Source organism: Azospirillum fermentarium, assembly GCF_025961205.1.
Classification (GTDB): Bacteria; Pseudomonadota; Alphaproteobacteria; order Azospirillales; family Azospirillaceae; genus Azospirillum; species Azospirillum fermentarium.
Map to the genome: position 1 here is coordinate 563651 of NZ_JAOQNH010000001.1, position 23812 is coordinate 587462.

21 protein-coding genes and 1 tRNA gene are annotated in these 23812 nt (G+C 67.8%); 7 read left to right on the forward strand and 15 right to left on the reverse strand.

All coding sequences use genetic code 11. The features are described 5' to 3' along the window. Positions 1–100 precede the first annotated feature (100 nt). From M2352_RS02720 to M2352_RS02750, 7 genes are all read right to left on the reverse strand, one after another. Positions 101–2923 (reverse strand): eCIS core domain-containing protein, encoded by a 2823-nt coding sequence (locus M2352_RS02720; protein ID WP_264662972.1) that lies wholly within the window; start codon positions 2921–2923, stop codon positions 101–103. Between the two features lie 269 nt (positions 2924–3192). Further along, positions 3193–3498, reverse strand: a complete 306-nt coding sequence (locus M2352_RS02725; RefSeq protein ID WP_264662973.1) for a hypothetical protein — start codon at positions 3496–3498, stop codon at positions 3193–3195. A 225-nt stretch (positions 3499–3723) separates the two neighbouring features. Continuing rightward, positions 3724–4551, reverse strand: a complete 828-nt coding sequence (modD, locus tag M2352_RS02730; RefSeq protein ID WP_264662974.1) for a ModD protein — start codon at positions 4549–4551, stop codon at positions 3724–3726. 27 nt (positions 4552–4578) lie between these two features. Further along, positions 4579–5565 carry a magnesium transporter CorA family protein gene (locus M2352_RS02735; RefSeq protein ID WP_264662975.1) on the reverse strand — a complete coding sequence of 329 codons (987 nt, stop codon included), beginning with the start codon at positions 5563–5565 and terminating at the stop codon, positions 4579–4581. After that, complete coding sequence (gene folD / locus M2352_RS02740; protein ID WP_264662976.1) at positions 5562–6464, reverse strand: bifunctional methylenetetrahydrofolate dehydrogenase/methenyltetrahydrofolate cyclohydrolase FolD; 903 nt, start codon at positions 6462–6464, stop codon at positions 5562–5564. Before folD ends, M2352_RS02735 begins: the two co-directional genes overlap by 4 nt. Positions 6465–6507: 43 nt before the next feature. After that, on the reverse strand, positions 6508–6816 hold the full coding sequence (locus M2352_RS02745) for a DUF167 domain-containing protein (RefSeq protein WP_264662977.1): 309 nt from the start codon (positions 6814–6816) through the stop codon (positions 6508–6510). Positions 6817–6820: 4 nt separating this feature from the next. Continuing rightward, positions 6821–7108, reverse strand: a complete 288-nt coding sequence (locus tag M2352_RS02750) for a YggT family protein (RefSeq protein WP_264662978.1) — start codon at positions 7106–7108, stop codon at positions 6821–6823. Positions 7109–7332: 224 nt separating this feature from the next. Here M2352_RS02750 and M2352_RS02755 point away from each other — a divergent pair. The 4 genes from M2352_RS02755 (at position 7333) to M2352_RS02770 (ending at position 11371) form a co-directional block, all read left to right on the forward strand. Next, positions 7333–7408 (forward strand) — tRNA-Ala (locus M2352_RS02755). Between the two features lie 393 nt (positions 7409–7801). Beyond that, positions 7802–8791, forward strand: a complete 990-nt coding sequence (locus M2352_RS02760) for a DctP family TRAP transporter solute-binding subunit (protein ID WP_264662979.1) — start codon at positions 7802–7804, stop codon at positions 8789–8791. Between the two features lie 103 nt (positions 8792–8894). Next, a complete protein-coding gene (locus tag M2352_RS02765; protein WP_264662980.1) occupies positions 8895–10928 on the forward strand; it encodes a methyl-accepting chemotaxis protein in 2034 nt (677 codons plus the stop codon). A gap of 101 nt (positions 10929–11029) precedes the next feature. Further along, a complete protein-coding gene (locus M2352_RS02770) occupies positions 11030–11371 on the forward strand; it encodes a helix-turn-helix domain-containing protein (protein ID WP_264662981.1) in 342 nt (113 codons plus the stop codon). Positions 11372–11377: 6 nt separating this feature from the next. Here M2352_RS02770 and M2352_RS02775 read toward each other — a convergent pair whose 3' ends face one another. After that, entirely contained in the window at positions 11378–14221 is a 2844-nt protein-coding gene (locus M2352_RS02775; protein ID WP_264662982.1) for a [protein-PII] uridylyltransferase, read from the reverse strand. A 145-nt stretch (positions 14222–14366) separates the two neighbouring features. Then, on the reverse strand, positions 14367–16142 hold the full coding sequence (ggt, locus tag M2352_RS02780) for a gamma-glutamyltransferase (RefSeq protein ID WP_264662983.1): 1776 nt from the start codon (positions 16140–16142) through the stop codon (positions 14367–14369). Positions 16143–16263: 121 nt separating this feature from the next. Here ggt and M2352_RS02785 point away from each other — a divergent pair, with 121 nt between their 5' ends. The 3 genes from M2352_RS02785 to M2352_RS02795 all read left to right on the forward strand — a co-directional run bounded on the left by M2352_RS02785 (position 16264) and on the right by M2352_RS02795 (position 17890). Next, positions 16264–16596 carry a hypothetical protein gene (locus tag M2352_RS02785; RefSeq protein WP_264662984.1) on the forward strand — a complete coding sequence of 111 codons (333 nt, stop codon included), beginning with the start codon at positions 16264–16266 and terminating at the stop codon, positions 16594–16596. Between the two features lie 108 nt (positions 16597–16704). Beyond that, entirely contained in the window at positions 16705–17019 is a 315-nt protein-coding gene (gene sugE / locus M2352_RS02790) for a quaternary ammonium compound efflux SMR transporter SugE (RefSeq protein ID WP_264662985.1), read from the forward strand. Between the two features lie 124 nt (positions 17020–17143). Continuing rightward, entirely contained in the window at positions 17144–17890 is a 747-nt protein-coding gene (locus M2352_RS02795) for a gamma-glutamyl-gamma-aminobutyrate hydrolase family protein (protein WP_264662986.1), read from the forward strand. A 46-nt stretch (positions 17891–17936) separates the two neighbouring features. Here the strand turns inward: M2352_RS02795 and M2352_RS02800 are convergent, their stop codons facing one another. From M2352_RS02800 to M2352_RS02825, 6 genes are all read right to left on the reverse strand, one after another. Continuing rightward, on the reverse strand, positions 17937–19388 hold the full coding sequence (locus tag M2352_RS02800; RefSeq protein ID WP_264662987.1) for a methyl-accepting chemotaxis protein: 1452 nt from the start codon (positions 19386–19388) through the stop codon (positions 17937–17939). Then, positions 19385–19717 (reverse strand): hypothetical protein, encoded by a 333-nt coding sequence (locus M2352_RS02805; protein ID WP_264662988.1) that lies wholly within the window; start codon positions 19715–19717, stop codon positions 19385–19387. The genes M2352_RS02800 and M2352_RS02805 overlap by 4 nt, the downstream gene beginning before the upstream one ends. Positions 19718–19908: 191 nt before the next feature. Beyond that, positions 19909–21036 (reverse strand): glycosyltransferase family protein, encoded by a 1128-nt coding sequence (locus M2352_RS02810; RefSeq protein WP_264662989.1) that lies wholly within the window; start codon positions 21034–21036, stop codon positions 19909–19911. Then, positions 21033–21626 (reverse strand): histidine phosphatase family protein, encoded by a 594-nt coding sequence (locus tag M2352_RS02815; protein ID WP_264662990.1) that lies wholly within the window; start codon positions 21624–21626, stop codon positions 21033–21035. The genes M2352_RS02810 and M2352_RS02815 overlap by 4 nt, the downstream gene beginning before the upstream one ends. Further along, the gene (locus tag M2352_RS02820) at positions 21623–22699 is read right to left on the reverse strand and encodes a glycosyltransferase family 4 protein (protein ID WP_264662991.1); all 1077 of its coding nucleotides are present in this window, start codon (positions 22697–22699) and stop codon (positions 21623–21625) included. Before M2352_RS02820 ends, M2352_RS02815 begins: the two co-directional genes overlap by 4 nt. 84 nt (positions 22700–22783) lie before the next feature. After that, positions 22784–23773, reverse strand: coding sequence for a sensor domain-containing diguanylate cyclase (locus M2352_RS02825; RefSeq protein ID WP_264662992.1), 990 nt, complete (start codon positions 23771–23773; stop codon positions 22784–22786). Positions 23774–23812 lie beyond the last annotated feature (39 nt).

The following is a 23812-nucleotide window of genomic DNA, read 5'->3' on the forward strand; positions in this document are numbered from 1 at the left end:
CCTCCCCACTGGGCCTGATATATTATTTCCCGTCACTCCACTGAACTCTCTCACGGAGAAGACCTCTCTTCCCCAATCACAGCTCCGTGCATCGCGCAACCTAGAACAGGGGGATCGGATACGCCTCCCTGACCATGGTTTTATGGATATCCCAAAGCTTGTTCTTGGCCTGCTCGCGCGAGGTCTTTATCAGCAGTTCGGTGCGCAGCAACGGGTTGATGCCCTCGTCCATCCCGTAGGTCTCCATCCCTGTTTCTTCATTGACGACATCCAGCTTCGACAACCCGTTTATATCGAAAGCGGCCTTTCTGGCGGCCTTGCGTGCCGTGCCGTCCGCAATGTTGAGAAGAATGCTGCGCGCATCCTGTTCGCCCCGGTTGTTGGTGTTGACCGCCGGCAGCGTCGCTCCAGGGATATTGTTCATAAAGACGAGAAGATGCACAATCATGGACTGAAGGCGCATCACCGAGTGGTTCGTGCTGCTCCGCGCAAGATCAAGTATGTTTTCCATATTTTCCTTGGCAGACTCCAAATTTACCTTGGAGTTGCTTTTGAATTTGTTCTCTTCAACCACCATGCCTCCAGCGCCGCTTTGGTGGTCGATATCTTCGGAAAAGACGAAATGCTTGGATAGGCTTTCAAGGTGCATCTTCGCCTTAGCCACCAGCTCTTCCGTCGCTTCCCATGCTTGAGGCAACGATTTGTTTTTGAGCGCGTGGCGCACCCAATCCTGCAGAACAAACCACGCCGTCGTGTGGGCTCCCATCCCGGTTCTGAGCGGCGATGGCGGGCGGCCCGCAAAGATGACGTTGCTGATGACGCCGTGCTCATCCAGATCAATCTGGACGGAAATCCCCTTGATGGTTTCCTTTATGACGACGCCGTTGGTCTTTGTTTCCTTTTCTTCCGATACGTCCTCGTGCTCACCATCATCATGGCCTTCGGAATCCGCATTCTTCTTGCTTTCCTGATCGCCATCACCGGCCATGATGGTGATGCCGTGCATGCCGGAATGAAGGTTCAGTTCGATGTTGGGGCCGGGGAGAATCGAGCCGATCGAGGAAACATGGAGCATGCTGTCCATCAGGGAGCCGTCATCGCTGTCCTCCGACTCCACCTTCTTGGCGGTCTTGACCTTTGAGGATTTCTTATTCAGCTTCGGCTTCTTGCTCGCCTGGTGTGGTTTTTCTTCATATTGCTTCGGGGCTTTCCGTATCCTTTTTTCCGTCACCATTTTGCTCATCATTTCCAGCCCGCTGAATGGCGGAAACGACAGCGCAGGAACGGGAACATCATCCAAGCCCAGTCCCCTCCTCATCTCCTGAAGGGACGTGAGCAATTTATCCTGCTCAAGGAAAAATTCCTTTTCACCGTCATAGGAAGCTCTATCGTTATTGCTTTCCTTCATATCTTCGAGCTTCTTCCCGGTGGACATCGCCCGCTTGACGATATCCTCACCGCGCAGAACGGAATTTCTCTTCTTACTCTGAATACCGTTAATCAAATCAGCGCTGTAAGTTTTTGATTGCTCAACGATATCATGACCCATGCTGTCATACAGGTATTTGTCTCCGATGGCGTCCATCACATGCGGAAACGCCATCCTCGTTGACATGACGTGATGGGTCAGGATCCGGTCAATATTACGCTCGATCGTGTCACTCTTTTTCAGGCCAGGGGCCACCTTATCCAGCAAGTCTTGATCGGGCTCGAACAGGGCCATCATGGCGGCGTGGGAATCGAATCCGCCCTTGATGGTGCCAATCACCACGTCCTTTTCGTTCTGCGGCATCTCCCCCGTCAGTAACGCGGCATAATTCTCAAAGCCTTCAAGGTCATTGGCGGTCTTGGCTTCGCCTTTGCCCTTGCCGGCCGCCGCGGCGTTCTTCGCCGCCACATTGATCGTCGAAAGCGGCAGGCGCTCCAGGGCTTCGAGCGCAGCGGTGACGAGCTTTTGAAACACCGACCATTGATAGGGAGTCGCGCCTGTATCCGGCTGCCAGCCGGCCTTCCCTTCGAACGGGAGCTTCTCACGAAGCTCATCCATCTCGTCAAAGGCCGCCCTGGTCTGCTCCCTCTTCTTCTCGGGCATCGAGTCGATCAGATTGTAGCCGGGCAGGTTCTTCAGGAACTGCATCCAGTTGGTCAGGCCCGCCAGAGCCTGCCAGAAATTACGGTTCTCAACGGACCGCCTCAGGCCGCGCTGCTGTATGGTGAACGCGGTCAGGTGATCCCCCATGCTGTTGCCGTGGGCTTTCGGCGGGCGTCCCACAATGTGCAACGCGCTCACCAGCTGTTGCTTGTCGTCCAGAACGACCTGAACCGCCATGCGCTGCACGATGGCGGGCATCATCTGGGCGGATGCCCCCGCGGTGCGGGCAGTGGCGGTGGACACCCCTGCCGCCAGCCCCCCAGCCCGGCTCAGGGAAAGGGCGTGGCTGCCCATCCGGTCCGCTTCCTCTTCCAGGGCGGGGTCGCTGTTGACGGGGATGGCCGCCGTGCCGCTTGCCGGGCGCAACTGCGCCGTCGGCCTGACACGGCCTTGCATCTGCTGCACCACATGCCACGCCTCGTGCGGCACGTGGCGCTCTTGCCCCGGCGCCACATGGATATCGGTCCCCTCGGTCATGGCGTGCGCCTGAAACTGGGCCGGGCGGGGGGAGTTCCGGTGCACCCGCACCCCCTCCAGGGACAGGCCCGACAGCGCCTCCACCCCCGCCTTCACATGGGCCGGCAGGCCGCTGTCCGCCGACGCTGCCCGCTGCAACGTCTCCAGCCGCGCCACCGCGGGGCTGGCGTTCAGATCCTCGGCCATCTGGACCAGATGCGCAGATGCCCCCGCCAGCGGCACCGCCACGCCCGTGTGATCCACGGTGGCCGGCGTAGTTGCTGCCGCGGCGGGTTTCTTCTGAGCATAATCCATGACGCGATCCCGGACGGTGTGAAGAAAGTTACTTTTCCAAATCAAACGGTATCATCGGAGAAAGAAGCCATCAACAGAGTATGGAATTTTATTTAAATTCTATTTTGCCAGACGATAATAATACCGCGAATACATACATGTGAAAGCATATAATATTTGGGATGGCCTGGCTTCCGAGCCGGATACAGGACCGGTTGCAAGGAAACGGCGAAACGCCCCATGGCGGCAGCCACAGGGCGCCCCCGCGCCAGGATGAAACGGACCCGCCCTTACTGCGGAGCGCCGATCTGGCCGATGAAGATGGCCACGTGATCCTCGGGGCCCATGCCATAGCCTTTGAAAGCCCCCTTCGGCACGGCGAATTCCCCCTTGCCGCTCAATTGGCCGCCGATCCTGTAATGGGCGCCTTCCACGAAGGCCGGGCGGTCCCGGTCCACGTTGACCTTTACCGTGACCGCACCGATATTGACGGTGATGACGACCGCGGTCGCACCCGACACAAGAACAAGGCCGTCTTCGGAGGCCACATGAACATCCGTCGCGTTCGGCAGAGCGACATCCACATTACCGGTCATAAATATATTCCTTTCCGATATTTATCAGGCATTTCCCTTTGCAGTAATGATCATAGCTTTCATAAAAATATAGTGTCAATTTATTTCCATAGAGAGCGAAGGGCGCGCCTCTTCACTCATATGTAACCTATTTATTGGCAGGAATACTGTGCTTTGGGAAAGAGGGGAGCGGTGCCGTGGCCCGGCCCGCAACGGGCCAGCGGCGTTTCCGGCCCGAAGCCGGCCTCACGCCCGCTCCAGCACCACCTTCACATCCATGGGCCGGGCGAAGAAGGGGGCGGAGGTCACCAGCACCCCGGCCCCGGCGGCGGCATAGGCGGCGGCGTTGTCTTCGGTAACGCCCCCGGCGGCGGCGATGACCGGCTTCCCGGCCAGCCCGGCCAGCGCCGCGGCCACCGCGCGCACCTGCTCGGGCGTGAATTTCTCAAGCTGCAGCACCCCGGCCCCGGCGCGGGCGAAGGTCACGGCGTCGTCCACCGACGCCACCTCCACCACCACCGTCTTTTCCGGCAGCCGGCGTTTCAGCTCCGCCATCCACGCCGCCGGGTCGCCGGACAGAAAGGCGCGGTGCTCGGGGAACACCAGCACGGTTTCCGACAGCCCCAGCCGGTGCATCACCGCCCCGCCGGCGGCCACCGCCCGCACGGCGATGTCCTTGGTGCCGGGGGCGTTCTTGCGGGTGCAGGCCACCGGCACCCCGGCGGCGGCGTCCACGATGGCCCGCGCCCGGGTGGCGATGCCGGCGGCGTGCTCCACCAGCGTCTGCCCCACCTTCCACGCATGGTGCAGCGCCTGCGCCGGGCCGCGGGCGGTCAGGAACACCTGTCCCGCCCCGGCCCGCGTGCCGCTGGGCTCCACCCGGTCCACCACCCCGCCGGCCAGCTCGATCATGCGGGCCGCCTCTTCGGTGCAGGCCAGCACCATGGGGGCGCGGGCGGCGAAGCTCATGCGCCCCGGCTCAGCGCCGATGCCCAGCGCCGCGGTGGTCAGGTCGCCATGGGGGGCGTCCTGCCCCAGCAAATCGTCAAGCCGCTGATCGGACAGGCGCCGCATGGATCATCCCCTCACGTCGTGAAAACCCTACAGCCAGCCCCGGCGGCGGAAGTACCAGAGCGGCAGAACCGCCGACAGCACCATCAGCACGATGGCCATGGGATAGCCCCATTCCCAGTGCAGTTCCGGCATGAACTCGAAGTTCATGCCATAGGCCGAGGCGATCAGCGTCGGCGGCATCAGCGCCACCGCCACCACCGAGAAGATCTTGATGATGGCGTTCTGTTCGATGTTGATGAGGCCCAGCGTGGCATCCAGCAAAAAGCTGGTTTCCTGGCTGAGGAACCCCGACTGCTCGTTCAGGGAGCGCAAGTCGCGGGACAGGATCTTCAGCACCGCCTTCTGCTCCTTGCTCAGCCGCCCGGCGGTGACCGAGGTGAGGAAGGCCACCAGCCGGTCCAGACCGGCCAGACAGTCGCGCACCTTGTGCGTCAGGTCGCCGGCCCGCCCGATGCCGCGCAGCACATCCTGAAGCTCGTCGGGCTTCTTGCTGCTGCCCGGCCCCCGGTCCAGGGAATCGGTGAAGACGCGGCTGGACAGGTTGTCGATGCGCGCGCCGATCAGTTCCAGCACGTCGGCCACCCGGTCCACCACCGCGTCCAGAATGCCCAGCAGCGCATCCTCGGCGCTGGCCAGCAGCTCCGGCTGCCGGCCCGTGCGCACGGCGAAGGTGGCGACCGAGCGCGGTTCGGTGAAGCGCACGGTGATCATGTAGCGCTGGGTCAGGACGAAGGTCAGTTCCGCCTGCACCGGGCTGGGGGTGTCGGCCCGGGCGATGACCGGGGTGGTCAGATAGATGGCGTCGTTTTCCACATAAAGCTGGCTCGACGCCTCGATCTCCTTCATCTCCTCGCGGGTGGGCAGGTCGCAGCCGGTGACGGCGCCGATGTGGCGCCGCTCCGCTTCGTCGGGACGCAGCAGGTCGATCCACACCGTGCCCTCGGGCAACGGTTCGCCACAGGCCAGCGGCTGTTCGATCACCCGCCCGCCGACGCGGGCGTGGACCGTAATCACGCGGTGGCCTCGGCCGGCTCCGGCGCGCCCACGGCGCGGCAGGCCAGCGTCAGCGTGTTCAGCATCAGGCACGCGATGGTCATCGGCCCCACCCCACCCGGAACCGGGGTGATGGCCCCGGCCACCGTGACCGCCTCGTCATAGGCGACGTCGCCCACCAGCTTGGTCTTGCCCGGCTCGGTGGCGGGCACGCGGTTGATGCCCACGTCGATCACCACCGCACCGGGTTTCACCCAGTCGCCGCGGATCATCTCGGGCCGGCCCACGGCGGCGACCAGGATGTCGGCGCGCCGGCATTCGTCCGCCAGATCGCGGGTGCGCGAATGGGCGATGGTCACCGTGCAGTCGGCGGCCAGCAGCAGGTGCGCCATGGGCTTGCCGACGATGTTCGACCGCCCGACCACCAGCGCCCGCTGCCCCTTGAGGTCACGGCCCAGCACGTCGCGGATCAGCAGCAGGCTGCCCAGCGGGGTGCAGGGCACGGTGGCCCCCGGCAGCCCCGCCGCCAGCCGCCCGGCGTTGACCACGTGGAAGCCGTCGGCGTCCTTGCCCGGGTCGATGGCGCCCAGAACCTTTTGCGTGTCGATGTGGGCCGGCAGCGGCAACTGCACCAGAATGCCGTGGACGGTGGGATCGGCGTTGAGCGCGGCGATGAGGGTCAGCAGCTCCGCTTCCGTCATCGAGGCCGGGTGGTGGTGGTCGAAGGACGCCATCCCCAGCTCCACCAGCGCCCGTTCCTTGGAACGGACATAGACCTGGCTGGCCGGGTCTTCGCCCACCAGCACCACCGCCAGACCGGGGGTGACGCCGTGGCTGGCCTTGAGATCCGCCACGCCCTGGGCCACGCGGGACCGCAGCCCCTGGGCGAACGCCTTGCCGTCGATGATCCGTGCGCTCATACCCTCGACACTCCCTATCCTGTTGGCCCCTGCCCCGTCGGGTTCAGTCCGGCACGGCGAGCCGGGAAAGCAGTTCCGCCGGGTCGCCCGCCACATGCACAATCTTGTTCCGGTCGGTGGCACCCGCCACCACGCGGATGCCGCTCTTGGGCACCCGCCACGCCTTGGACAACAGCTTGACCACGGCCTCGTTGGCCTTGCCGTCCTCGGGCACCGCGGTTACCGACACCTTCAGCACCCGCCCGCCGCCGGCGGTGTCGGCCAGACCGGCGATGGCGTTGCGCGACGCCTTGGGCGTCACCCGCAGATGCACCCGTACCCCGTCGGCCACCGCCTCGAACGGCCCGGCCACCGGATCAGAACCCGCGCGGCCAGTATTCGGCCAGCAGGTTGCGGACGAAGAAGATCAGCAGGATCAGAACCATCGGCGACAGGTCGATGCCGCCCATGTTGGGCATCACCCGGCGGATGGGGGCGATCGCCGGCTCCGTCACCCGGTACAGGAAATCGCCGATGGCATAGACCGCCCGGTTGCGGGTGTTGACCACGTTGAACGCGACCAGCCAGCTCAGCACCGCCGAGGCGATGAGCAGCCATACGAAAATCCCCAGCACCGTGTCGATCAGCAGATACAGCGCTATCATGGTGGTCGGTTCCCCCCTGGTTTTCCGAGAACGTGGCCGCGTTGCGCGGGCACCCTAAACGCTTGGGTCGAGGTGGGCAAGGGGCGGCGGTTATACAATAGGGGCGTTGCCCCCATACCCCCACCAAAGGCCGGCGGCCTTTGGCAACCATCGGATAAAAAGATGTTGACAGAGGGGCGCCCCATCCCCTATATCCCGGCCCACGCCGGAACGACGGTGTGTGTGGGGCCGTAGCTCAGCTGGGAGAGCGACGCGTTCGCAATGCGTAGGTCGGGAGTTCGATCCTCCTCGGCTCCACCAATTTTCCCGATGCTCGATTGATGGCAGGACCGGTTCACGGTTTCCTGCCTTTTTCGTTTTGGCCTCCCTGCGTTGGCCCCCTTCCCCACAGCGCCGCCGTTTTTTTGTTGTCGTGTGCTGCAAATATTATTTTTTATGAACGGCACAAAAACACAAACGCATTAAATAAATATTCGCAGCCACATTGTTTGTTACCATCAGTAAACCAAGAAAATTTATTGCGCATCGTCATGCGTATAGGTTTCATTAATTTTTCCATCTTACGATTTTGACTGTGAGGAAAAGCAGAATTCAAAAATCAGGACGCGTTGGCGGCAAAAGCCACAAGGATCAATTTTACCGCTCTCCCGCTCCTGAATTTCGGCCGCTCCGATTGTGCGGCATGGGGATATCATGAAAATCAGACATCTGCTCGCCGCCGCCGTTGCCGCCGTCTGCCTGCACGCGGCTGTTTCCGCCCCCGCCCAGGCCCAGGACGCCCGTCCCTTGAAGTTCGGCTATATCCTGGCCCCGGATTCCCAGCTTGGCGCCGGAGCCGCAGCCTTTGCCGCCGCCCTGGAAAAACAGGCGCCGGGCCGGTACAAGATCGACCAGTTCCCCAACTCCACCCTCGGCGGCGAGGTGGAGATGATCAAGGGCATCCAGATCGGTGCGGTCGATCTGGCCTTCATCACCGGGGCGCCCCTGCCCAACTTCGTTCCCGAAGCCGGCGTCATCAACATCCCCTTCCTGTTCCGCGACACCGCGCACGCCTATGCGGTGCTCGACGGCCCCATCGGCCAGGATCTGCTGACCAAGTTCGCCGCCAAGGACATCGTGGCCCTGGCGTGGGGCGAAAACGGCATGCGCCATCTGACCAACGCCAAGCGCCCGGTCACCACCCCCGCCGACGTGCAGGGGTTGAAGCTGCGCACGCCCCAGTCGGAGGTCATCATGGCCGGGTTCAAGGCGCTGAACGCCGACGCCAGCCCGTTGCCCTTCCCCCAGCTTTACGACGCGCTGAAGGCGGGCCAGTTCGACGGACAGGAAAACCCCATCGCCACCATCATCGCGTCGAAATTCGATCAGGTGCAAAAGCATCTGACCCTGACCGCCCATGTGTACGATCCGGCGGTGGTGGTGGTGTCGCCCGACCTGTGGGCCGAGCTGTCCGACACGGACAAGACCGCCTTCACCGCCGCGGCCAAGGCCGCCGCCGCCGCGTCCCGCACCTATGCCGCCGAGGCCGAGGCCAAGGGTGTCGCCCAGTTGGAAAAGGCCGGGATGCAGGTGGTCCGCACCGTGGACCGCGCCGCCTTCGCCAAGGCGGTCGAACCCGCCATGCCGGCGCTGGAGGCCAAGTTCGGCGCCGATCTCGTCCGTCAGATCCGCTCGGCCCAATAACGTCAGGCCCAATAACGTCAGGAAAGCCTGGGGGCCGCCGCCCGCGGCTCCCGTCCGGCACGGCCCCGCCCGCCCCACGGGCAGGGCCGGAAGGAGATACGCCATGGAAACCAGCCATCCCCGGCCCTGGGGCGTCGGCGCCCTGTCCATCCGCACGCGCATCCTGCTCAGCGCCTTCGCCACCGTCGGGCTGATCGTGGTGCTGAACGTCTCGACCTTGCGCGGCGTGGCCACCGTCGAAGCGACCGTCGAAACGGTCAAAACCGACACCGACGCCGTGGCCGCCGTGCAGGACACGGTGGCGGCGTTCAAGGGACTGGAACAGGCCATCGTCACCTATGCCCTGTTCGAGACCGAAACCACCCAGAAGACCGCCGAAACCGCGGCCAAGGCGCTGGGGGATGCGGTGGACCGGCTGGACCGCACCACCCAGGGTACCCGGCTGGCCCAAGGGGCCGCGGATCTCCGCCAGAACCACGCCCGCTTTTCCGCCGCCGGGGCCGCGGTGATCGACAGCGTGGGCCGCCGCCGCGCCGCCACCGCCGAACTGCACAAGGCGGCGACCGAGCTTCAGACGGTCCATTCGGCGCTGCAATCCCTGTTCGTGCGCGACAACAACGCCGCCTTGCTGTCCATCACCCTGCGTCTGGGCGATTCCCAGCGCACCGGGGCCACGGCGGCGCTGCGCTATCTGTCGTCCCGCAACCCCGCCGACAGCGGCACCGCGCTGAACGAGGTGGCGGCCTCGCGCCGGCTGACCGCCGACCTGCTGGCCGCGGGTCAGGCGCTGCCGCGGGTCCAGCGGCTGGGCAAGGCGTTCGACGCCGCCCTGACCGTCTATGAAAACGCCCTGCGCACCGCCACGCAGAGCACCGACGGCACCGACGCCGCCCTGGCCGACGTCACCGCCCTGGCGGCCCGTGTGGGAACCGCCGGCGAAGCCCTGGACGCCGACGCCGGGCACGGGCTGACCGGATCGCTGTCGGCCATGGCGGCGTCGGTGCGCAACACCCGTGACACCAACCTGTGGGTGTCGGGGCTGGCGGTGATTCTGGGCATCGGGCTGGCCGTGGGGGTCAGCCGGTCGATCAACGCCCAGATCCGCACCCTGTCGTCGCTGATGGCCCGGCTGGCCGCCAACGACCTGAACACGGCGGTGGTGATGACCGAGCGCCACGACCAGATCGGCGCCATGGCCCGCGCCGTGGCGGTGTTCAAGACCAACGCCGAGGCCAAGATCCGGCTGGAAGCCCAGCAGACCGAACTGGCCCAGCGGGCGGAGGAGGACAAGCGCCGGGCCATGACCCGGCTGGCCGACAGCTTCGAGCAGACCGTCGGCGGCGTGATCCGTGCCGTGGTGACCGAGGCGGAGGGGATCGAGGACCGCGCCCAGAAGATGACCCAGGCCGCCGGCCAGACCAGCCATCTGGCCACCGACGTGGTGGCGGCGACCGAACAGACCTTCGCCAGCGTGCAGACCGTGGCCTCGGCCACCAAGCAGCTCTCGGGGTCCATCAGCGGCATCGGCCAGCAGGTGAGCCAGTCGTCGCAGATCGCCCGCGAGGCGGTGACCGTCGCCGGCCGCGCCAACACCAAGGTGGAGGGGCTGGCCTCGGCGGTGGAGCACATCGGCACGGTGGTGGAACTCATCAACGCCATCGCCGCCCAGACCAACCTGCTGGCGCTGAACGCCACCATCGAAGCCGCGCGCGCCGGGGCCGCCGGCAAGGGGTTCGCCGTGGTGGCGAGCGAGGTGAAGCAGCTTGCCAACCAGACCGCCAAGGCCACCGGCGACATCGCCGCCCAGGTGACCACCATCCAGGCGATCACCGGCGAGGCGGTGCAGGAGATCAAGAACGTCGCCGGCATCATCGTGCGCATCGACGCGGTGTCCGCCGCCATCGCCCAGGCGGTGGAGGAACAGGGTGCGGCCACCGGCGAAATCGCCCAGAACGTGCTTCAGGCCACCCGCGGCACGGAAACGGTGACCAGCGACATCGTGCAGGTGAACCAGTCCGCCGAACTGACCGGCACGGCGGCCCATCAGGTGCTGGATTCGGCCCAGGAGCTGGCCCGCCAGTCCGACAACCTGCGCCAGGAGGTCAACCGCTTCCTCGCCGGCATCCGCGCAGCGTAGGGAGACTTTGCTCCCAGAGGAAGAGATTGAGGATATGTTATCGGCGGCATATCCTCATTTTTCCATGACGGTACCGGCTGAACACACCGACGGCTGATTCCATGAGCGGACGCCACGGCTTTTCCGCATTGCGCGACGGCATGACGCCGGAGCGGCAGGCGCGGATCGCCGCAAAGACCGATGCCTTGCGCCAGGAAATGGCGCTCGGCGAACGGCGGGAAGCCCGCCGGCGGACCCAGGCCAGCTTGGGCGAAACGCTCAACGTGGATCAATCGGCCATCGCGAAGATGGAGAAGCGCACCGACATGTACGTCAGCAACCTGCGCCGCTTCATTCAGGCCATGGGCGGGGAATTGCGCGTGGTGGCGCATTTCCCCAAAGGCGATGTCGTGATTACGAACTTTGCCGACGCCGGGGACGGGCCACCCCACCCCCGACCGTAACCCCTCTCACTCCCCGTCCGCCACCTTCACCGGCTTGGGCCGCTGGACGGCGGGGATGGCGGCGATGGGATCGCCGGCGGGGTCGGCCAGCGCGTGGAGCAGCCGTTCGCGGATCTGCGCCAGCTTGGCGTCGTGGGTCACCTTCAGCCCGAACACGTCCTTCACATAGAACACGTCCACCGCCTTTTCCCCGTACGTGGCGATCTTGGCCGAGGAGATCTGCAGCGACAGGTTGGTCACCGCACGGGTCAGGCTGTGCAGCAGCCCGGGGCGGTCGCGCCCGTTGACCTCGATCACCGTGTGGGTGGTGGAGGCGTTGTTGTCCACCAGAACGCGCGGGGCCACGTGGAACACGCGGGTGCGGGTGTTCAGCGTCGTGCGCCGGTTGGCCAGTTCGCGCAGCGGCTTCAGATCGCCGCCCAGCACCCGTTCGATGGTCACCGACAGCCGGGCCAGCTTGTCCCCGCCCTCGAACGCGCCGCCGTTCACCGCGTCTTGCACCGAGAACACGTCGAGCGCCATGCCGTTGGTCATGGTGAAGATCTTGGCGTCCACGATGTCCGCCCCCGACGCCGCCAGCGCCCCCGACAGGCGGGAGAACAGGCCGTGGTGGTCGGTGGTGTAAATGGTCACCTCGGTGATCGCGCGCGCGCGGTCCACGCGGGTTTCCACCGTCAGCGGGCGTCCGTCGCGTTCGGCATCGCGCACCACGCGGGCGTTGTGGGCCAGGGTTTCCGCGTCGAAGCTCAGCCAATAGGCGGGGTAGCCCAGCGTCAGGTGGTGGTCGATCTCCTCCGGCCTGAAATCGGCGGCCAGCAGGTCGCGCAGCAGACCTTGGGCGATGGTGATGCGGCGCTCGCGCCCCTCGACCGACAGGCCGCCGGCCATCACCTCTTCGGCGCGGTTGTAGAGTTCGCGCAGCAGCGTGGCCTTCCAATTGTTCCAGCGGCCCGGCCCCACGGCGCGGATGTCGGCCACCGTCAGCACCAGCAGCAGCCGCAGCCGTTCGGGCGACTGCACGATCTCCACGAAATCGCGCACCGTCTTGTCGTCTTCCAGGTCGCGCTTGAAGGCGGTGTAGGTCATGGCCAGATGCCAGCGCACCAGCCACGCCACGGTTTCCGTCTCTTCGGCACTCAGGCCCAGGCGCGGGCACAGCTTTTCCGCCACCCGCGCGCCCAGCACCGAATGGTCGCCGCCGCGGCCCTTGGCGACGTCGTGCAACAGCACCGCCACATAGAGCGCCCGGCGCGACACCAGCTTGTGGATCACCTCCGACGACAGGGGCAGCTCGTCCTTCAGCGCGCCGGTTTCGATCTTGTGCAGGATGCCCAGCGCGAACAGCGTGTGCTCGTCCACGGTGTAGACGTGGTACATGTCGTACTGCATCTGCGCCACCACCCGCCCGAAATCGGGCAGGAAACGGCCCAGAACCCCGGCCTCGTTCATGCGGCGCAGGGTGATTTCCGGGTCCTTCCTCCCGGTCATGATCTCCAGGAACAGGCGGTTGGCCTCGGGATCGTTGCGCAGCTTCGGGCCGATGGCGCTCAGCGAGCGGGTGATGGCCCGCAGCGCGTTGGGGTGGATGTCGAGGTCGTTGTCCTGGGCCACGTGGAACAGGCGGATCATGTCCAGCGGCTGTTCGCGAAACTGACGGTCGTGGCGCACGTTCAGCCGTTCGCCGTCGAGGATGAAGCCTTCGATGTCGCGGCGGCGGGCCAGGCTGGCCAGGCGCATGATGTTGAATTTGGGCGGGCGCTTCGATTCCGCCTCCAGCGCGGCGCAGAAGATGCGGGTCAGGTCGCCCACGTCCTTGGCCGTCAGGAAATAGTGCTTCATGAAGCGTTCCACGCCCTTGGTCCCGGCGTGTTCGGTGTAGCCCATGCGCCGCCCGATCTCCGCCTGCACGTCGAAGGTCAGGCGGTCCTCCATGCGGCCGGTCAGGTAGTGGATGTGGCAGCGCGCGGTCCACAGGAAGTTCTGCGCCTTGGCGAAGCGCTGCGCCTCTTCCGGCAGCAGCACGCGCTTTTCCACCAGCTCCGACACGTCATCGACGCGGTACAGGTACTTGGCGATCCAGAACAGCGTCTGCAGATCGCGCAGGCCGCCCTTGCCGTCCTTGAGGTTGGGTTCCAGCACATAGCGGCTGTCGCCCAGCTTCTGGTGGCGGTTGTCGCGTTCGGCCAGCTTGGCCTCGACGAATTCGGTGCCGCTGCCGGCCACCACGTCCTTCTGGAACCGCTTCTTCAGGTCGATGAACAGCTTGTGCGGCCCCCAGAGGTAGCGCGCCTCCAACACCGCGGTGCGGATGGTGATGTCGGCCTTGGACTGGCGGATGCAGTCATCGACGCTGCGCACCGCGTGGCCGACCTTCAGCCCCAGATCCCACAGCATGTAGAGCATGTATTCGACCACCTGCTCCACGCGCGCCGTGCGCTTGTAGGGCAGCAGGAACAACAGGTCGATGTCCGAGAACGGCGCCAGCTCGCCGCGGCCGTAGCCGCCGGTGGCGGCGATGTCGAACTGCTCCCCCATGGTGGGGTTGGCGGAGGGGAAGACGTGGGCCAGGGTGAAGGCCGCCAGGGTGCGGATCAGCCGGTCGGCCAGATAGCAGTTTTCCCGCACGCAGGCTTCGCCGCTGCCGTGCTCGTCGAAGCGGCGCTGCACCTCCTGCCGCCCGCGGGCCAGGGCGGCGCGGAAGACGGCGAGCGCCGGCGCGCGCAGCCCGTCGCCATTGCCGTGGACATCCACCAGCGCCACAAGCTCGCGGGCCAGCGCCTCCGACGAGATGATCGCCGCCTTGTTGGGGATCTGGGCGTGAAGGGGCGTTTCGCTGTGGGACGGCGGCATCGGCGGCGGACCTTGGCTTGGCGGGCGGAAAGAAAGGAGCGGGACAAAAGGTGGAGCGGACTATACCCCCATTCCACCCCATCCCGCACCGGTGCTGCGCCGATGGCTGCGTTTCGGCAACACCGTTGCTTCACGAAAGCGCGAATCAGAACCCCAGCGCCGCCCCGTCGGGGTTGCGCGGGTCGGCGGCGCCCAGAAACAGGCCGCCCTGGATCTGGATGGTTTCCGTCCGCCCCATGGCCGGCTTCACCGCCACCGTCTGCCCCATCTCCCGCAGCCGGCGCAGGGTGTCGGGGCTGAAGCCCCGCTCCACCCGCAACTCGTCGGGCACCCATTGGTGATGCATCCGGGGGGAGGCCGCGGATTCGGCGGGGTTCATGGCGAAATCGATGTGATCGACGATGGTCTGGACCACGGTGGTGATGATGCGGCTGCCGCCGGGGCTGCCGGTGACCAGCCAGGGCTTGCCGTCCTTCAGCACGATGGTGGGGGACATGGAGCTGAGCGGGCGCTTGGCCGGAGCCACGGCGTTGGCGTCCCCGCCGATCAGGCCGAAGGCGTTTGGCACGCCGGGTTTGGCGGCGAAATCGTCCATCTCGTTGTTCAGCAGGATGCCCGTGCCCTCCGCCACCATGCCGTTGCCGAACAGGAGGTTCAGGGTATAGGTGGTGCTGACCACCGTGCCGTGGCTGTCGGCCACCGAGAAATGGGTGGTCTGGTCGCTTTCATAGGGCTGCGGCCGCCCGGCGCGGATGCCGGCCGCCGGGGTGGCGTGGTCGATGTCGATGCCCTTGGCCAGCGCGTCGGCATAGGCACGGGACGTGAGGCCGCGCACCGGGACGGGGGTGAAGTCGGGGTCGCCCAGATATTCCGCCCGGTCGGCGTAGGCGCGCTTCATCGCCTCGGCCATCACATGGACGGTGCGGGCGCTGTCGCTGCCCCACTCGGCCAGGGGATAGCGTTCCAGCAGGTTGAGGATCTGCACCACGTGCGTGCCGCCGGAACTGGGCGGCGGCATGGACAGCACGCGGAACCCGCGGTAGGTGCCGGCCACCGGCTCCCGCTCCACCGCCTTGTAACCGGCAAGGTCGTCCCTGGTGATCAGCCCGCCGTGGCGTTCCATGGACGCGGCGATCCTGGCCGCGATGTCGCCGCGGTAGAAGGCGTCGGCCCCCTGTTCCGCGATCAGCCGGAGCGAGCGGGCAAGGTCCGCCTGCACCAGCCGGTCGCCGGCCTTCAGCGGCTGGCCGCCGGGCAGGAAGATGGCGCGCGTCGCCTCCCACCGCCCCAGGTGCTCGCGCTGGGATTCCAGGACGGCGGCGAAGGCCGGGCTGACGGCGAAGCCCTGTTCGGCAAGAGCTATGGCCGGGGCCATCACCGTGGACCGCGGCAGGGAGCCGTAACGCTCCAGCGCCAGCAGCAGCCCGGCCACCGATCCCGGCACCCCCACCGCCAGGGCGGTGAAGAGGGAGCGGCCCGGCACCACCTCCCCCTTGTCGTTCAGGTACATGCCGCGGGTGGCGCCCGCCGGGGCGGTCTCGCGGAAATCCAGGGCGGTGGACCGTCCGCTGGTGCCCTCGTGGATCATCATGAAGCCGCCGCCGCCCAGATTGCCGGCCTGGGGCAGAACCACCGCCAGGGCAAAGCCGACGGCCACCGCCGCATCGACGGCGTTGCCCCCCTGCTTGAGGATGTCCACCCCGGCGGCGGAGGCCAGCGCGTGCTCGCTGACCACCATGCCGCGGGCCGCCTGGACGGGGGTGAACACCGCATCGCCCGCGTCGTAACGCACGGCGGGCATATCCTGGGCCGCCAGGGGGGCCGCCAGGGGGGCCGCCAGGGGAGCGGGCAGGCTGAACGCCAGCCCCAGCCATGCCGCCGCCAGCACACGCCCCGCTCTGTTCAGGCCGGTTCTTGTCATGATGGTTTCTCCTCCCTGCACACCGGAACGCCAGGGTACGGGATGACGCCGGGGGGTGGGAACCGTCAAGCCGGCCGCGCTGTTGTTCTCACCCCCAATGATCCACGGAAAAGGGCGCATCATGACCCGAACAGCCCGCCTTCTCGGCCTCCCCGCCCTCACCATCCTGCTGGCGGGTGCCGCCGCCGCCGCGGACGAACCGCCCACCCTGTCGGAAACCCCGCCGATCCAGGGGGAATCCTGGCTGGGCGGCGCCCAGCAGATCGACCCCACCCTGGGCGAGCGGCGCACCGACAAGCAGCGCAACGCGGTGGAAACCAAGCGGGACGGCACCACCGGCCGCATTCCCGACGCCGGCAGCGGCGACAGCGGGCTGAAGGACGGCACCCCGCCCCCCGATGCCGGCACCAGCGGCGGCACGGACCGCGGCGCGCAGGATCAGCCACCCCCTTGACGGTGGCGCCGCGCGCCTTATGTGATAGGGCCAACCCGGCGGGGACGGCCCCGCCAACGCCACGGGATCACCAGGGACGACCCTGCCGATACAAGGGAGACCCTGCTCATGGCATGGGTGCTGCTGTTCCTCGCCGGCCTGGCCGAAATCGTCTGGGCGGTGGGTCTGAAACACACCGACGGATTCACCCGCCTGATGCCCACCGCCGTCACCGCGGGGGCGATGATCGTCAGCGTCGTGCTGCTGGGGCTGGCGGTGCGGTCGCTGCCCATGGGCACGGCGTACGCGGTGTGGACCGGCATCGGCACCGTGGGCACGGTGCTGGCCGGCATCCTGCTGTACGGGGAATCGGCCGATGCGTTGCGCCTGCTGTGGCTGGCGCTGATCGTCACCGGCATCGCCGGGCTGAAGCTGACCGCCTGATACCCCCCGGCCCCGCTGTCAAGCCGCCCCCGGCGCACGCCGGGGCTGCGGCCAAGACCCGTTCGCCAGCAACGGCGTATCCGGGCATACTGGCCGCATCGCTGACAAGAAAGGTCCGCCCGCCATGAAGCCCTTGATCGGTGTCACCGCCTGCGCCCGGATGATGGAGCATCACCCCTTCCATGTGGCCGGCGACAAGTACGTCCGCGCCGCCGGGGACGGGGCCGGGGGAACGCCGGTGCTGATTCCGGCGCTGGGCGTTGCCCTGGACCTGTCCCATTTGCTGGACCGGCTGGACGGGCTGCTGATCACCGGCAGCCCGTCGAACGTCCACCCGTCCCATTACGACGGCCCGCCCAGCGACGATCCCAGCCACCACGACCCCGACCGCGACGCCACCACCCTGCCGCTGATCCGCATGGCGGTGGAACGGGGGGTGCCGGTGCTGGGCATCTGCCGCGGGTTTCAGGAGCTGAACGTGGCGCTGGGCGGCACCCTGCACCCCAAGGTGCACGAGGTGCCCGGCCTGAACGACCACCGCGAGGATTCCTCGGCCCCGGTGGCGGTGCAGTACGGCCCCTCCCACCCGGTGGATCTGGTGCCCGGCGGGCTGCTGGCCGAACTGGCCGGCACCACGCGGGTGATGGTCAATTCCCTCCACGGCCAGGGGGTCAACCGTCTGGCCCCGGTGCTGACCGCCGAAGCCCACGCCCCCGACGGGCTGGTGGAGGCGGTGCGGGTGACCGATGCCCCGGCCTTTGCCGTGGCGGTGCAGTGGCACCCGGAATGGCACTATTGGGAAAACCCGCTGTCCACCGCCCTGCTGCGCCGCTTCGGCGCGGCGGCGGCGGAACGGGCGCGGCGCATCTGAGGGAACGGCGCGTTTAAACCCGTTTAAACGCGCCCCGCCTTCCGTCTCACGCCGTGCGGATGGCCACGGCCAGGGTTTCCACCTCGCTGCGCAGTTGGGCGGCGCTGTCGCACACGGCCCCCAGCCGGCGCTCCATCGCCTCCATCGCCGTGCCGGACCCGTCGGCGACGGTACACACGCCGGCCACCGTGTCGCTCAGCCCCCGCGCCTCGCGGGCGGTGTCCTGGATCTTGCCGATGATGTCCTGGGCGGCGGCGGCCTGTTCGTTCACCGCCCCGGCGATACCGGCGGTCACCTCGTTCATGCTGCCGATGGCGGTGACGATGCTGCTGATGGCATGCGCGGTGCGGCGGGAGGTTTCCTGCATGTCCGACACCTGATGCGCGATGTCCTCCGTCGCGCGGGACGTCTGGTTGGCCAGCGCCTTCACCTCGCTGGCCACGACGGCGAAGCCCTTGCCGGCCTCGCCCGCGCGGGCGGCCTCGATGGTGGCGTTGAGCGCCAGCAGGTTGGTTTGCGACGCGATGTCGCCGATCAGGCGGGTGACGTCCTCGATCTGCGACGCCGTGCTTTCCAGCGATGCGACGATGGCGCGGGTGTCGTCGGCCTGCCGGCTGGCGTCGGCGACGATGCCGGTGGCCCGGTCGAGCTGCTGCCGGATCACCCCGGTGGAGCCGGCAAGCTGGTCGGCGGCGGCGGTCATGTCCTTCACCCGGCCCATGGCCGCGTCCAGCGATCCCAGCGCCCGCGTCAGTTGGGTGCGGGTGTTGCCGATGTTGACGCCCACCGCGTGGGAATCGCCGCTCAGCGCATCCGACGCCGCCAGGATCTGCCCGGCGGTCTGGCCGATCACCGTCTGAAGCTTGGCGGCGGCATCCGCCAGGGCGTGGCGGCGCTCGTCGGCGGCACGGGATTCCATGGCCTTCTGCTCGTGCGACAGGGTTTCCGCCCGGCGGCGGGCCTCGTCGGCGGCGGCCAGCGCCTCTTCCTGGGCGGTCAGCAGCGCCCGCCCCTTCACGACCACGACGATCAGGGCGGCCACCTCCAGGATCACGGCCACGGCATGGAACAGCACGCGGAACAGGCTCGACCCCTCGGGCAGCAGGGCATAGGGCAGCGCGTAGAACAGCGCCAGATGATGGACGGCGATGGTGACGGTGGCCAGCACCAGAACGGCCCCGTCCATCACGGCGATCAGCATGGCGAGGTTGGCGAAGAACAGGAAATGCAGGTCCGTCTGCCATGGCTGGCCCTGCCCGCACGCCACCACCAGGGCGGTTTGCAGCATCAGCGCCACCGCCGCGACGCTGCGGCGCAGGGAACCGTCGCCGCTCAGCCGGGCCGCGGTGGCGATGCCCGCCACGGCCAGGGCCAGCAGGGGAATCGTCCACCCCCGCCCCATCACCACGGCGAAGACGGCCAGAATGGGAAGATACGCCCAGACATACAGCACAAGGGCGCGCTCGGCGGTCACGCGCAACTGGTCGAGAGTGTTCATGGAGCGCCTTTCGATGATCCCGCTGATGGGCGCCCGTCGCCGCAGCCCGCCAAAATCGGATCGAGCAACAGCCAGGCGCCTTGTTTTTGGAGGTTGTCGGCAAAATCGTCCCGGTCCGAGCGGGCGACCAGCACGTTTCCGAAGCGTCCCGCCCGCAGCGGCAGGCCCCCCGCGGCCATCACCCGGCCCAAGGCGTCATCCAAGGTGACGCCGGGCGCAAAGACGACGGCCACGGGCTGATCCGGCGCCGGCCTCCCCAGGGCCGCGAGAGGCAGGACGGCACCGCCGGCGACCGCCAGAAGAAGCGCGGCAAGGTGGGATTGCGTCATGAAGACCACAAAAATAAAAAGTCCATATCCAATCCTGAACAAGGATATTAGACCATATTCTCCAAGGCCGGAGAATTTTTAATTCGTGTGAAAAAGTGACGCACAGTATAGAGACGAACCAAAGCCCATCAAGGGCACGCCCCAATACTTTCAATGCAAGGTAATAAGAAAATACTATCGGGGCAACGTCGTTAAATATTCAGGGTAAGAATCCGCGCCGCCTGCGCCGCACCATCCAGCGCCATGGGCAGCGGCGCGGGTTCCGGGGCGGCCAGGGCGGCGTCGATGCCGGCGGCCAGCGTGGCTGGGGACAGGGTGGCCTCGTCCACCACCGTCAGCCGGCCCCGCCCGGCCAGCAGCCGGGCGCGGGTGGCCTGTTCGGTCTCGCCCCCCGTGGCGAACGGCACCACCACCGACCGGCACCCGGCCTGGAGCAGATCCATCACCGTGTTGTACCCGGCCTGCGACACCGACAGGCGGCAGCGGGCCAGGAGGGCGGGGAAGTCGCGCCGCGCCCGTTCCACCACCACCCCCGGCGGGGCCTCGGCCACCAAAGCGGCAAAGTCCGCATCGGGCACGTCGGGGCCGGCCAGCAGCCGCCACGTCCCGCCGCGGGCGGTGCTGAGCGGGCGGGCGCCCAGGGCGGCGCGCAGCAGCGGCACGCCCACCGCCCCACCGCCCACCGACACCACCACCTCGCCCCGCCCGTCGGCGCCGTCCGCCAGCGCGGGCGGCGGGGCGGCCACATAGCCCGTGTAGACGATGCGGTCGGCGATGCGGTCCGCCGCCGGGAAGGTGGCGCCGAAGGGGATCAGGTCCGGGTCGCCGTGGACCAGCACCCGATCGACGAAGCGGGTCACGGTGTCCACCACCTCCTCCAGCCGGGCGGGATCGGGCTTGGTCACCAGGATGTCGCGCACCGACACCGCCGTGCGCACGCCCCGCGCGCGGGCGGCCTGAAGCAGCGGGATCAGCTCGAAGCGGAAGGCGCGGCGGGCGAAGGGAAAGGATTCCACCAGCAGCACGTCGGGGGCCACCGACTCCAGGGCATCCAGCGCCGCCGCCCGCCGCCGCTCCCGCCACGCGTCGTCGATGGGGGCGCCGTGTTCGTCCAGCAGCACCTTGAACGATCCGTCCGCCGCCCGCACCGGCGGCAACTGGATCACCGCGGCGGGGCCGTAATCCACGCCCGGCACCGGGTGGCCGCCGCGGGCCAGCGTCACCGCCGCCCCCGCCGCCGCCAGGCCGCGGGCCACCAGGGCGGCGCGGCGGTCGTGGCCGATGCCCAACAGGTGCTGCACATGGAAAAGGATCTTCACGGGGCCGGCTCCAGTGGAATGTTGAGCTGCACCAGCGACGGCGTGCCGTCGTCGGCCAGGGCGAACAGGTGGGCGCAGGCGTCGCGGATCTTGTGCGGCGGCTTGTCCGCCATGTCCCACCCCACGGCCAGGGCGTAGAGGGCGCGGATCACCCCGGCATGGGCCACCGCCCCCGCCGGTTCCCCCCGCGCCGCCAGCACGGCCAGCCAGGGGCGCAGGCGCTCCTGCACGTCCCGCGGGCTTTCGCCGCCGGGGCCGGGGCGCCGCAGGTCGATGCCGCGGGATTCCAGCGTGGGCGTCAGGATGCCGGCGGCGGCCAGATCGGCCAGCCGCATCCCCTCCCATTCCCCCCAATGCATTTCCCGCAGCCGCGGCTCAGGCGCGGGGGACAGGCCCAGCAGGGCCGCGGTTTCCCATGCCCGCGCCAGGGGGCTGGCGTACCACACCCGCCCCGCCGCCGCGTCCGGCAGGCGCCAGCCGCGCACCACCGCCCGCCCGGCATCGGACAGGGGCTGGTCGATGTGGCCCTGGATGCGCCCCTCGGCGTTCCACACCGTGGGGCCGTGGCGCAGGATGAGAAGATCGGTCACCGGGTCACCTCCGTCAGCACGGCGTCCAGGCGGCGGGCGGCCTCGGCGATGCCGTGCTCCGCCGCCGTCACCGCCGCCGCGGCGCGGCCACATTCCACTCTTTTGCCGGCATCGTCCAGCAGGACCGCCACCGCCGCGGCAAAGGCCGCGTCGTCGCCCACCGGGGCCAGCCGCCCGGTCACGCCGTCGCGCACGATGTCGGGCACCCCGCCCGTACGCCCGGCCACCACCGGGCACCCGGCGGCCTGCGCCTCCAGCAGCGCCATGCCGTACGCCTCGTTCACCGCCGGCCAGACCATCAGGTCGGCGCACGCGTACACCCCCGCCAGATCCTCCGCGCCCAAGGCGCCGGCCCAGCGCACCCGCCCGCCGATCCTCGGCTCCAGATCGGCCCGCACCTCGGCCAGCGCCGGCCCGTCCCCCACCACCAGCAGCCGCCACGGGCGGTCCGCCAGCCGTTCCAGCGCGCGGGACAGCACGGCATAGGACGCCTGCTTGTCGCCCGCCCGCATCATCCCCACCGCCACCAGCCACGGCTCGTCCACAGGCAGCCCGAAACGCCGGGCGAGCACGGGACGCAGGGACGTACGGCCCGCCGCCGCCGACACGTACGGCCCGGTGTCGAGAAAGGGGCGCAGCCGCACCAGCCGGGCCGGGCCGTCCAGCAGCGGCACGACCCCGGCGGCGTCCTGGCTGGCGAGATTGACGATGGCCGCGGCCCGGCGGATGGCCGCCTCCGCCAGCCGGTGGCCGGCGGCGAAGGGGCCGGAGGCCCGCTTGGGTGCGAACGACGCCTCCGCCGCCACATAGGGGATGGACAGGGCGGCGGTGACCGCCGGACCGATCACGTCCGGGGCCTTGTGATAGAGGTGGTAGGTGAACCACACGTCGGGGCGCCAGGGCGCGCCGTCCCGGTCCCAGCGGCGCAGCAGCCCGGCGGCGCAACGCCGGCTCAACGCTTCCAAACGTTCGGCCCGGCCCGGTGTGGCACCGCTGTCCCACATGCGCAGACGGCAGGCCAGCCGGACGTCGTGCCCGGCCACGGCCAGCGCCTGCATCAGCAGGCGTGCCATGCGCCGGTCACCGGAGGGCACCGGGTGCGCCGGGCTTTTCAGGGGAGCGTAGAAGGCGACCCGCATGCGGTCACCGCACCGGCATCACGATGCCGGCGTTTCGCCGGCCCGCACCACGCGGTTGCGGCCCGCGGCCTTGGCCTGATACAGCGCCTCGTCGGCGCGGGACAGCAGGGTATCGACCGGCTGCTCCCCGTTGGCCGCGGCGGCCACGCCGACGCTGACGGTGAAACGCACCTCCCCGCCGCCATCCAGCGGCACGGCGATCTCCTCCACCGCGCCGCGGATGCGTTCGGCCACCAGGGCGGCGCCGTCGGCGTCGGTCTGGGGCAGGAACACCGCGAATTCCTCGCCCCCCAACCGGCCCAGGATGTCGTTGGTGCGCAACGCCTTCTGACAGGCGGCGGCAAAGGCCTTCAGCGCGTCGTCGCCGATGGTGTGGCCATAGGTGTCGTTGATGCGCTTGAAATGGTCGATGTCCAGCAGCAGCAGGCCGGACGGCAGGGCATAGCGGCGGGCGCGGGCGATTTCCCGCTCCGACTCCTCGATGAAATGGCGGCGGTTGAAGATGCCGGTCAGCGAGTCGGTGATGGACAGCAGCCGCAGCCGCTCCTCGCTGGCCTTCAGCACGCTGACGTCGTTCAACAGGATGTAGATGACCGGCAGCCCGTCCCACGGCAGCGGCGACATGCTGATCTGGACGGGGGTGCACGCACCTTCGGCCCCCAGCATCACGCAATCCTTGGTGCGGATCAGTTCACGTTCGGTGATGCAGCGGCGGAAATAGCCGCTCTGGCGGTCGAAACAGTCGGGCGGCAGGAAATCCAGGAAATGCCGGCCCACCAGCGAGTCGCCCGATTGCTCCAGGATGCGCGCCGCTTCGAAATTGGCGTAGACGATGCCCTGCTCCTGATGGATCAGGAGCCCCGCCGGCAGCAAGTCCAGAAGATCGCCCAGCTTCGAACGCGCGACGGCCAGTTCGGCGTTGGTCACCGACGCGCTGCCGTCGTCCCCCACCTCGAACAGGTCGAAGAGCGGGGGAACGGGAATGTTCTGGAGGGCAAAGGATGCCATGGCTAAACGCCAGTCATGGGAATTAATAAAATGCTACCG

Coding starts and splice junctions, on each gene's coding strand:
- M2352_RS02720 (WP_264662972.1), bottom strand. CDS start 2,923: ATGGATTATGCTCAGAAGAAACCCGCCGCGGCAGCAACTACGCCGGCC.
- M2352_RS02725 (WP_264662973.1), bottom strand. CDS start 3,498: ATGACCGGTAATGTGGATGTCGCTCTGCCGAACGCGACGGATGTTCAT.
- modD (WP_264662974.1), bottom strand. CDS start 4,551: ATGCGGCGCCTGTCCGATCAGCGGCTTGACGATTTGCTGGGGCAGGAC.
- folD (WP_264662976.1), bottom strand. CDS start 6,464: ATGAGCGCACGGATCATCGACGGCAAGGCGTTCGCCCAGGGGCTGCGG.
- M2352_RS02750 (WP_264662978.1), bottom strand. CDS start 7,108: ATGATAGCGCTGTATCTGCTGATCGACACGGTGCTGGGGATTTTCGTA.
- M2352_RS02760 (WP_264662979.1), top strand. CDS start 7,802: ATGAAAATCAGACATCTGCTCGCCGCCGCCGTTGCCGCCGTCTGCCTG.
- M2352_RS02765 (WP_264662980.1), top strand. CDS start 8,895: ATGGAAACCAGCCATCCCCGGCCCTGGGGCGTCGGCGCCCTGTCCATC.
- M2352_RS02770 (WP_264662981.1), top strand. CDS start 11,030: ATGAGCGGACGCCACGGCTTTTCCGCATTGCGCGACGGCATGACGCCG.
- M2352_RS02775 (WP_264662982.1), bottom strand. CDS start 14,221: ATGCCGCCGTCCCACAGCGAAACGCCCCTTCACGCCCAGATCCCCAAC.
- ggt (WP_264662983.1), bottom strand. CDS start 16,142: ATGACAAGAACCGGCCTGAACAGAGCGGGGCGTGTGCTGGCGGCGGCA.
- M2352_RS02785 (WP_264662984.1), top strand. CDS start 16,264: ATGACCCGAACAGCCCGCCTTCTCGGCCTCCCCGCCCTCACCATCCTG.
- sugE (WP_264662985.1), top strand. CDS start 16,705: ATGGCATGGGTGCTGCTGTTCCTCGCCGGCCTGGCCGAAATCGTCTGG.
- M2352_RS02795 (WP_264662986.1), top strand. CDS start 17,144: ATGAAGCCCTTGATCGGTGTCACCGCCTGCGCCCGGATGATGGAGCAT.
- M2352_RS02800 (WP_264662987.1), bottom strand. CDS start 19,388: ATGAACACTCTCGACCAGTTGCGCGTGACCGCCGAGCGCGCCCTTGTG.
- M2352_RS02805 (WP_264662988.1), bottom strand. CDS start 19,717: ATGACGCAATCCCACCTTGCCGCGCTTCTTCTGGCGGTCGCCGGCGGT.
- M2352_RS02820 (WP_264662991.1), bottom strand. CDS start 22,699: ATGGCACGCCTGCTGATGCAGGCGCTGGCCGTGGCCGGGCACGACGTC.
- M2352_RS02825 (WP_264662992.1), bottom strand. CDS start 23,773: ATGGCATCCTTTGCCCTCCAGAACATTCCCGTTCCCCCGCTCTTCGAC.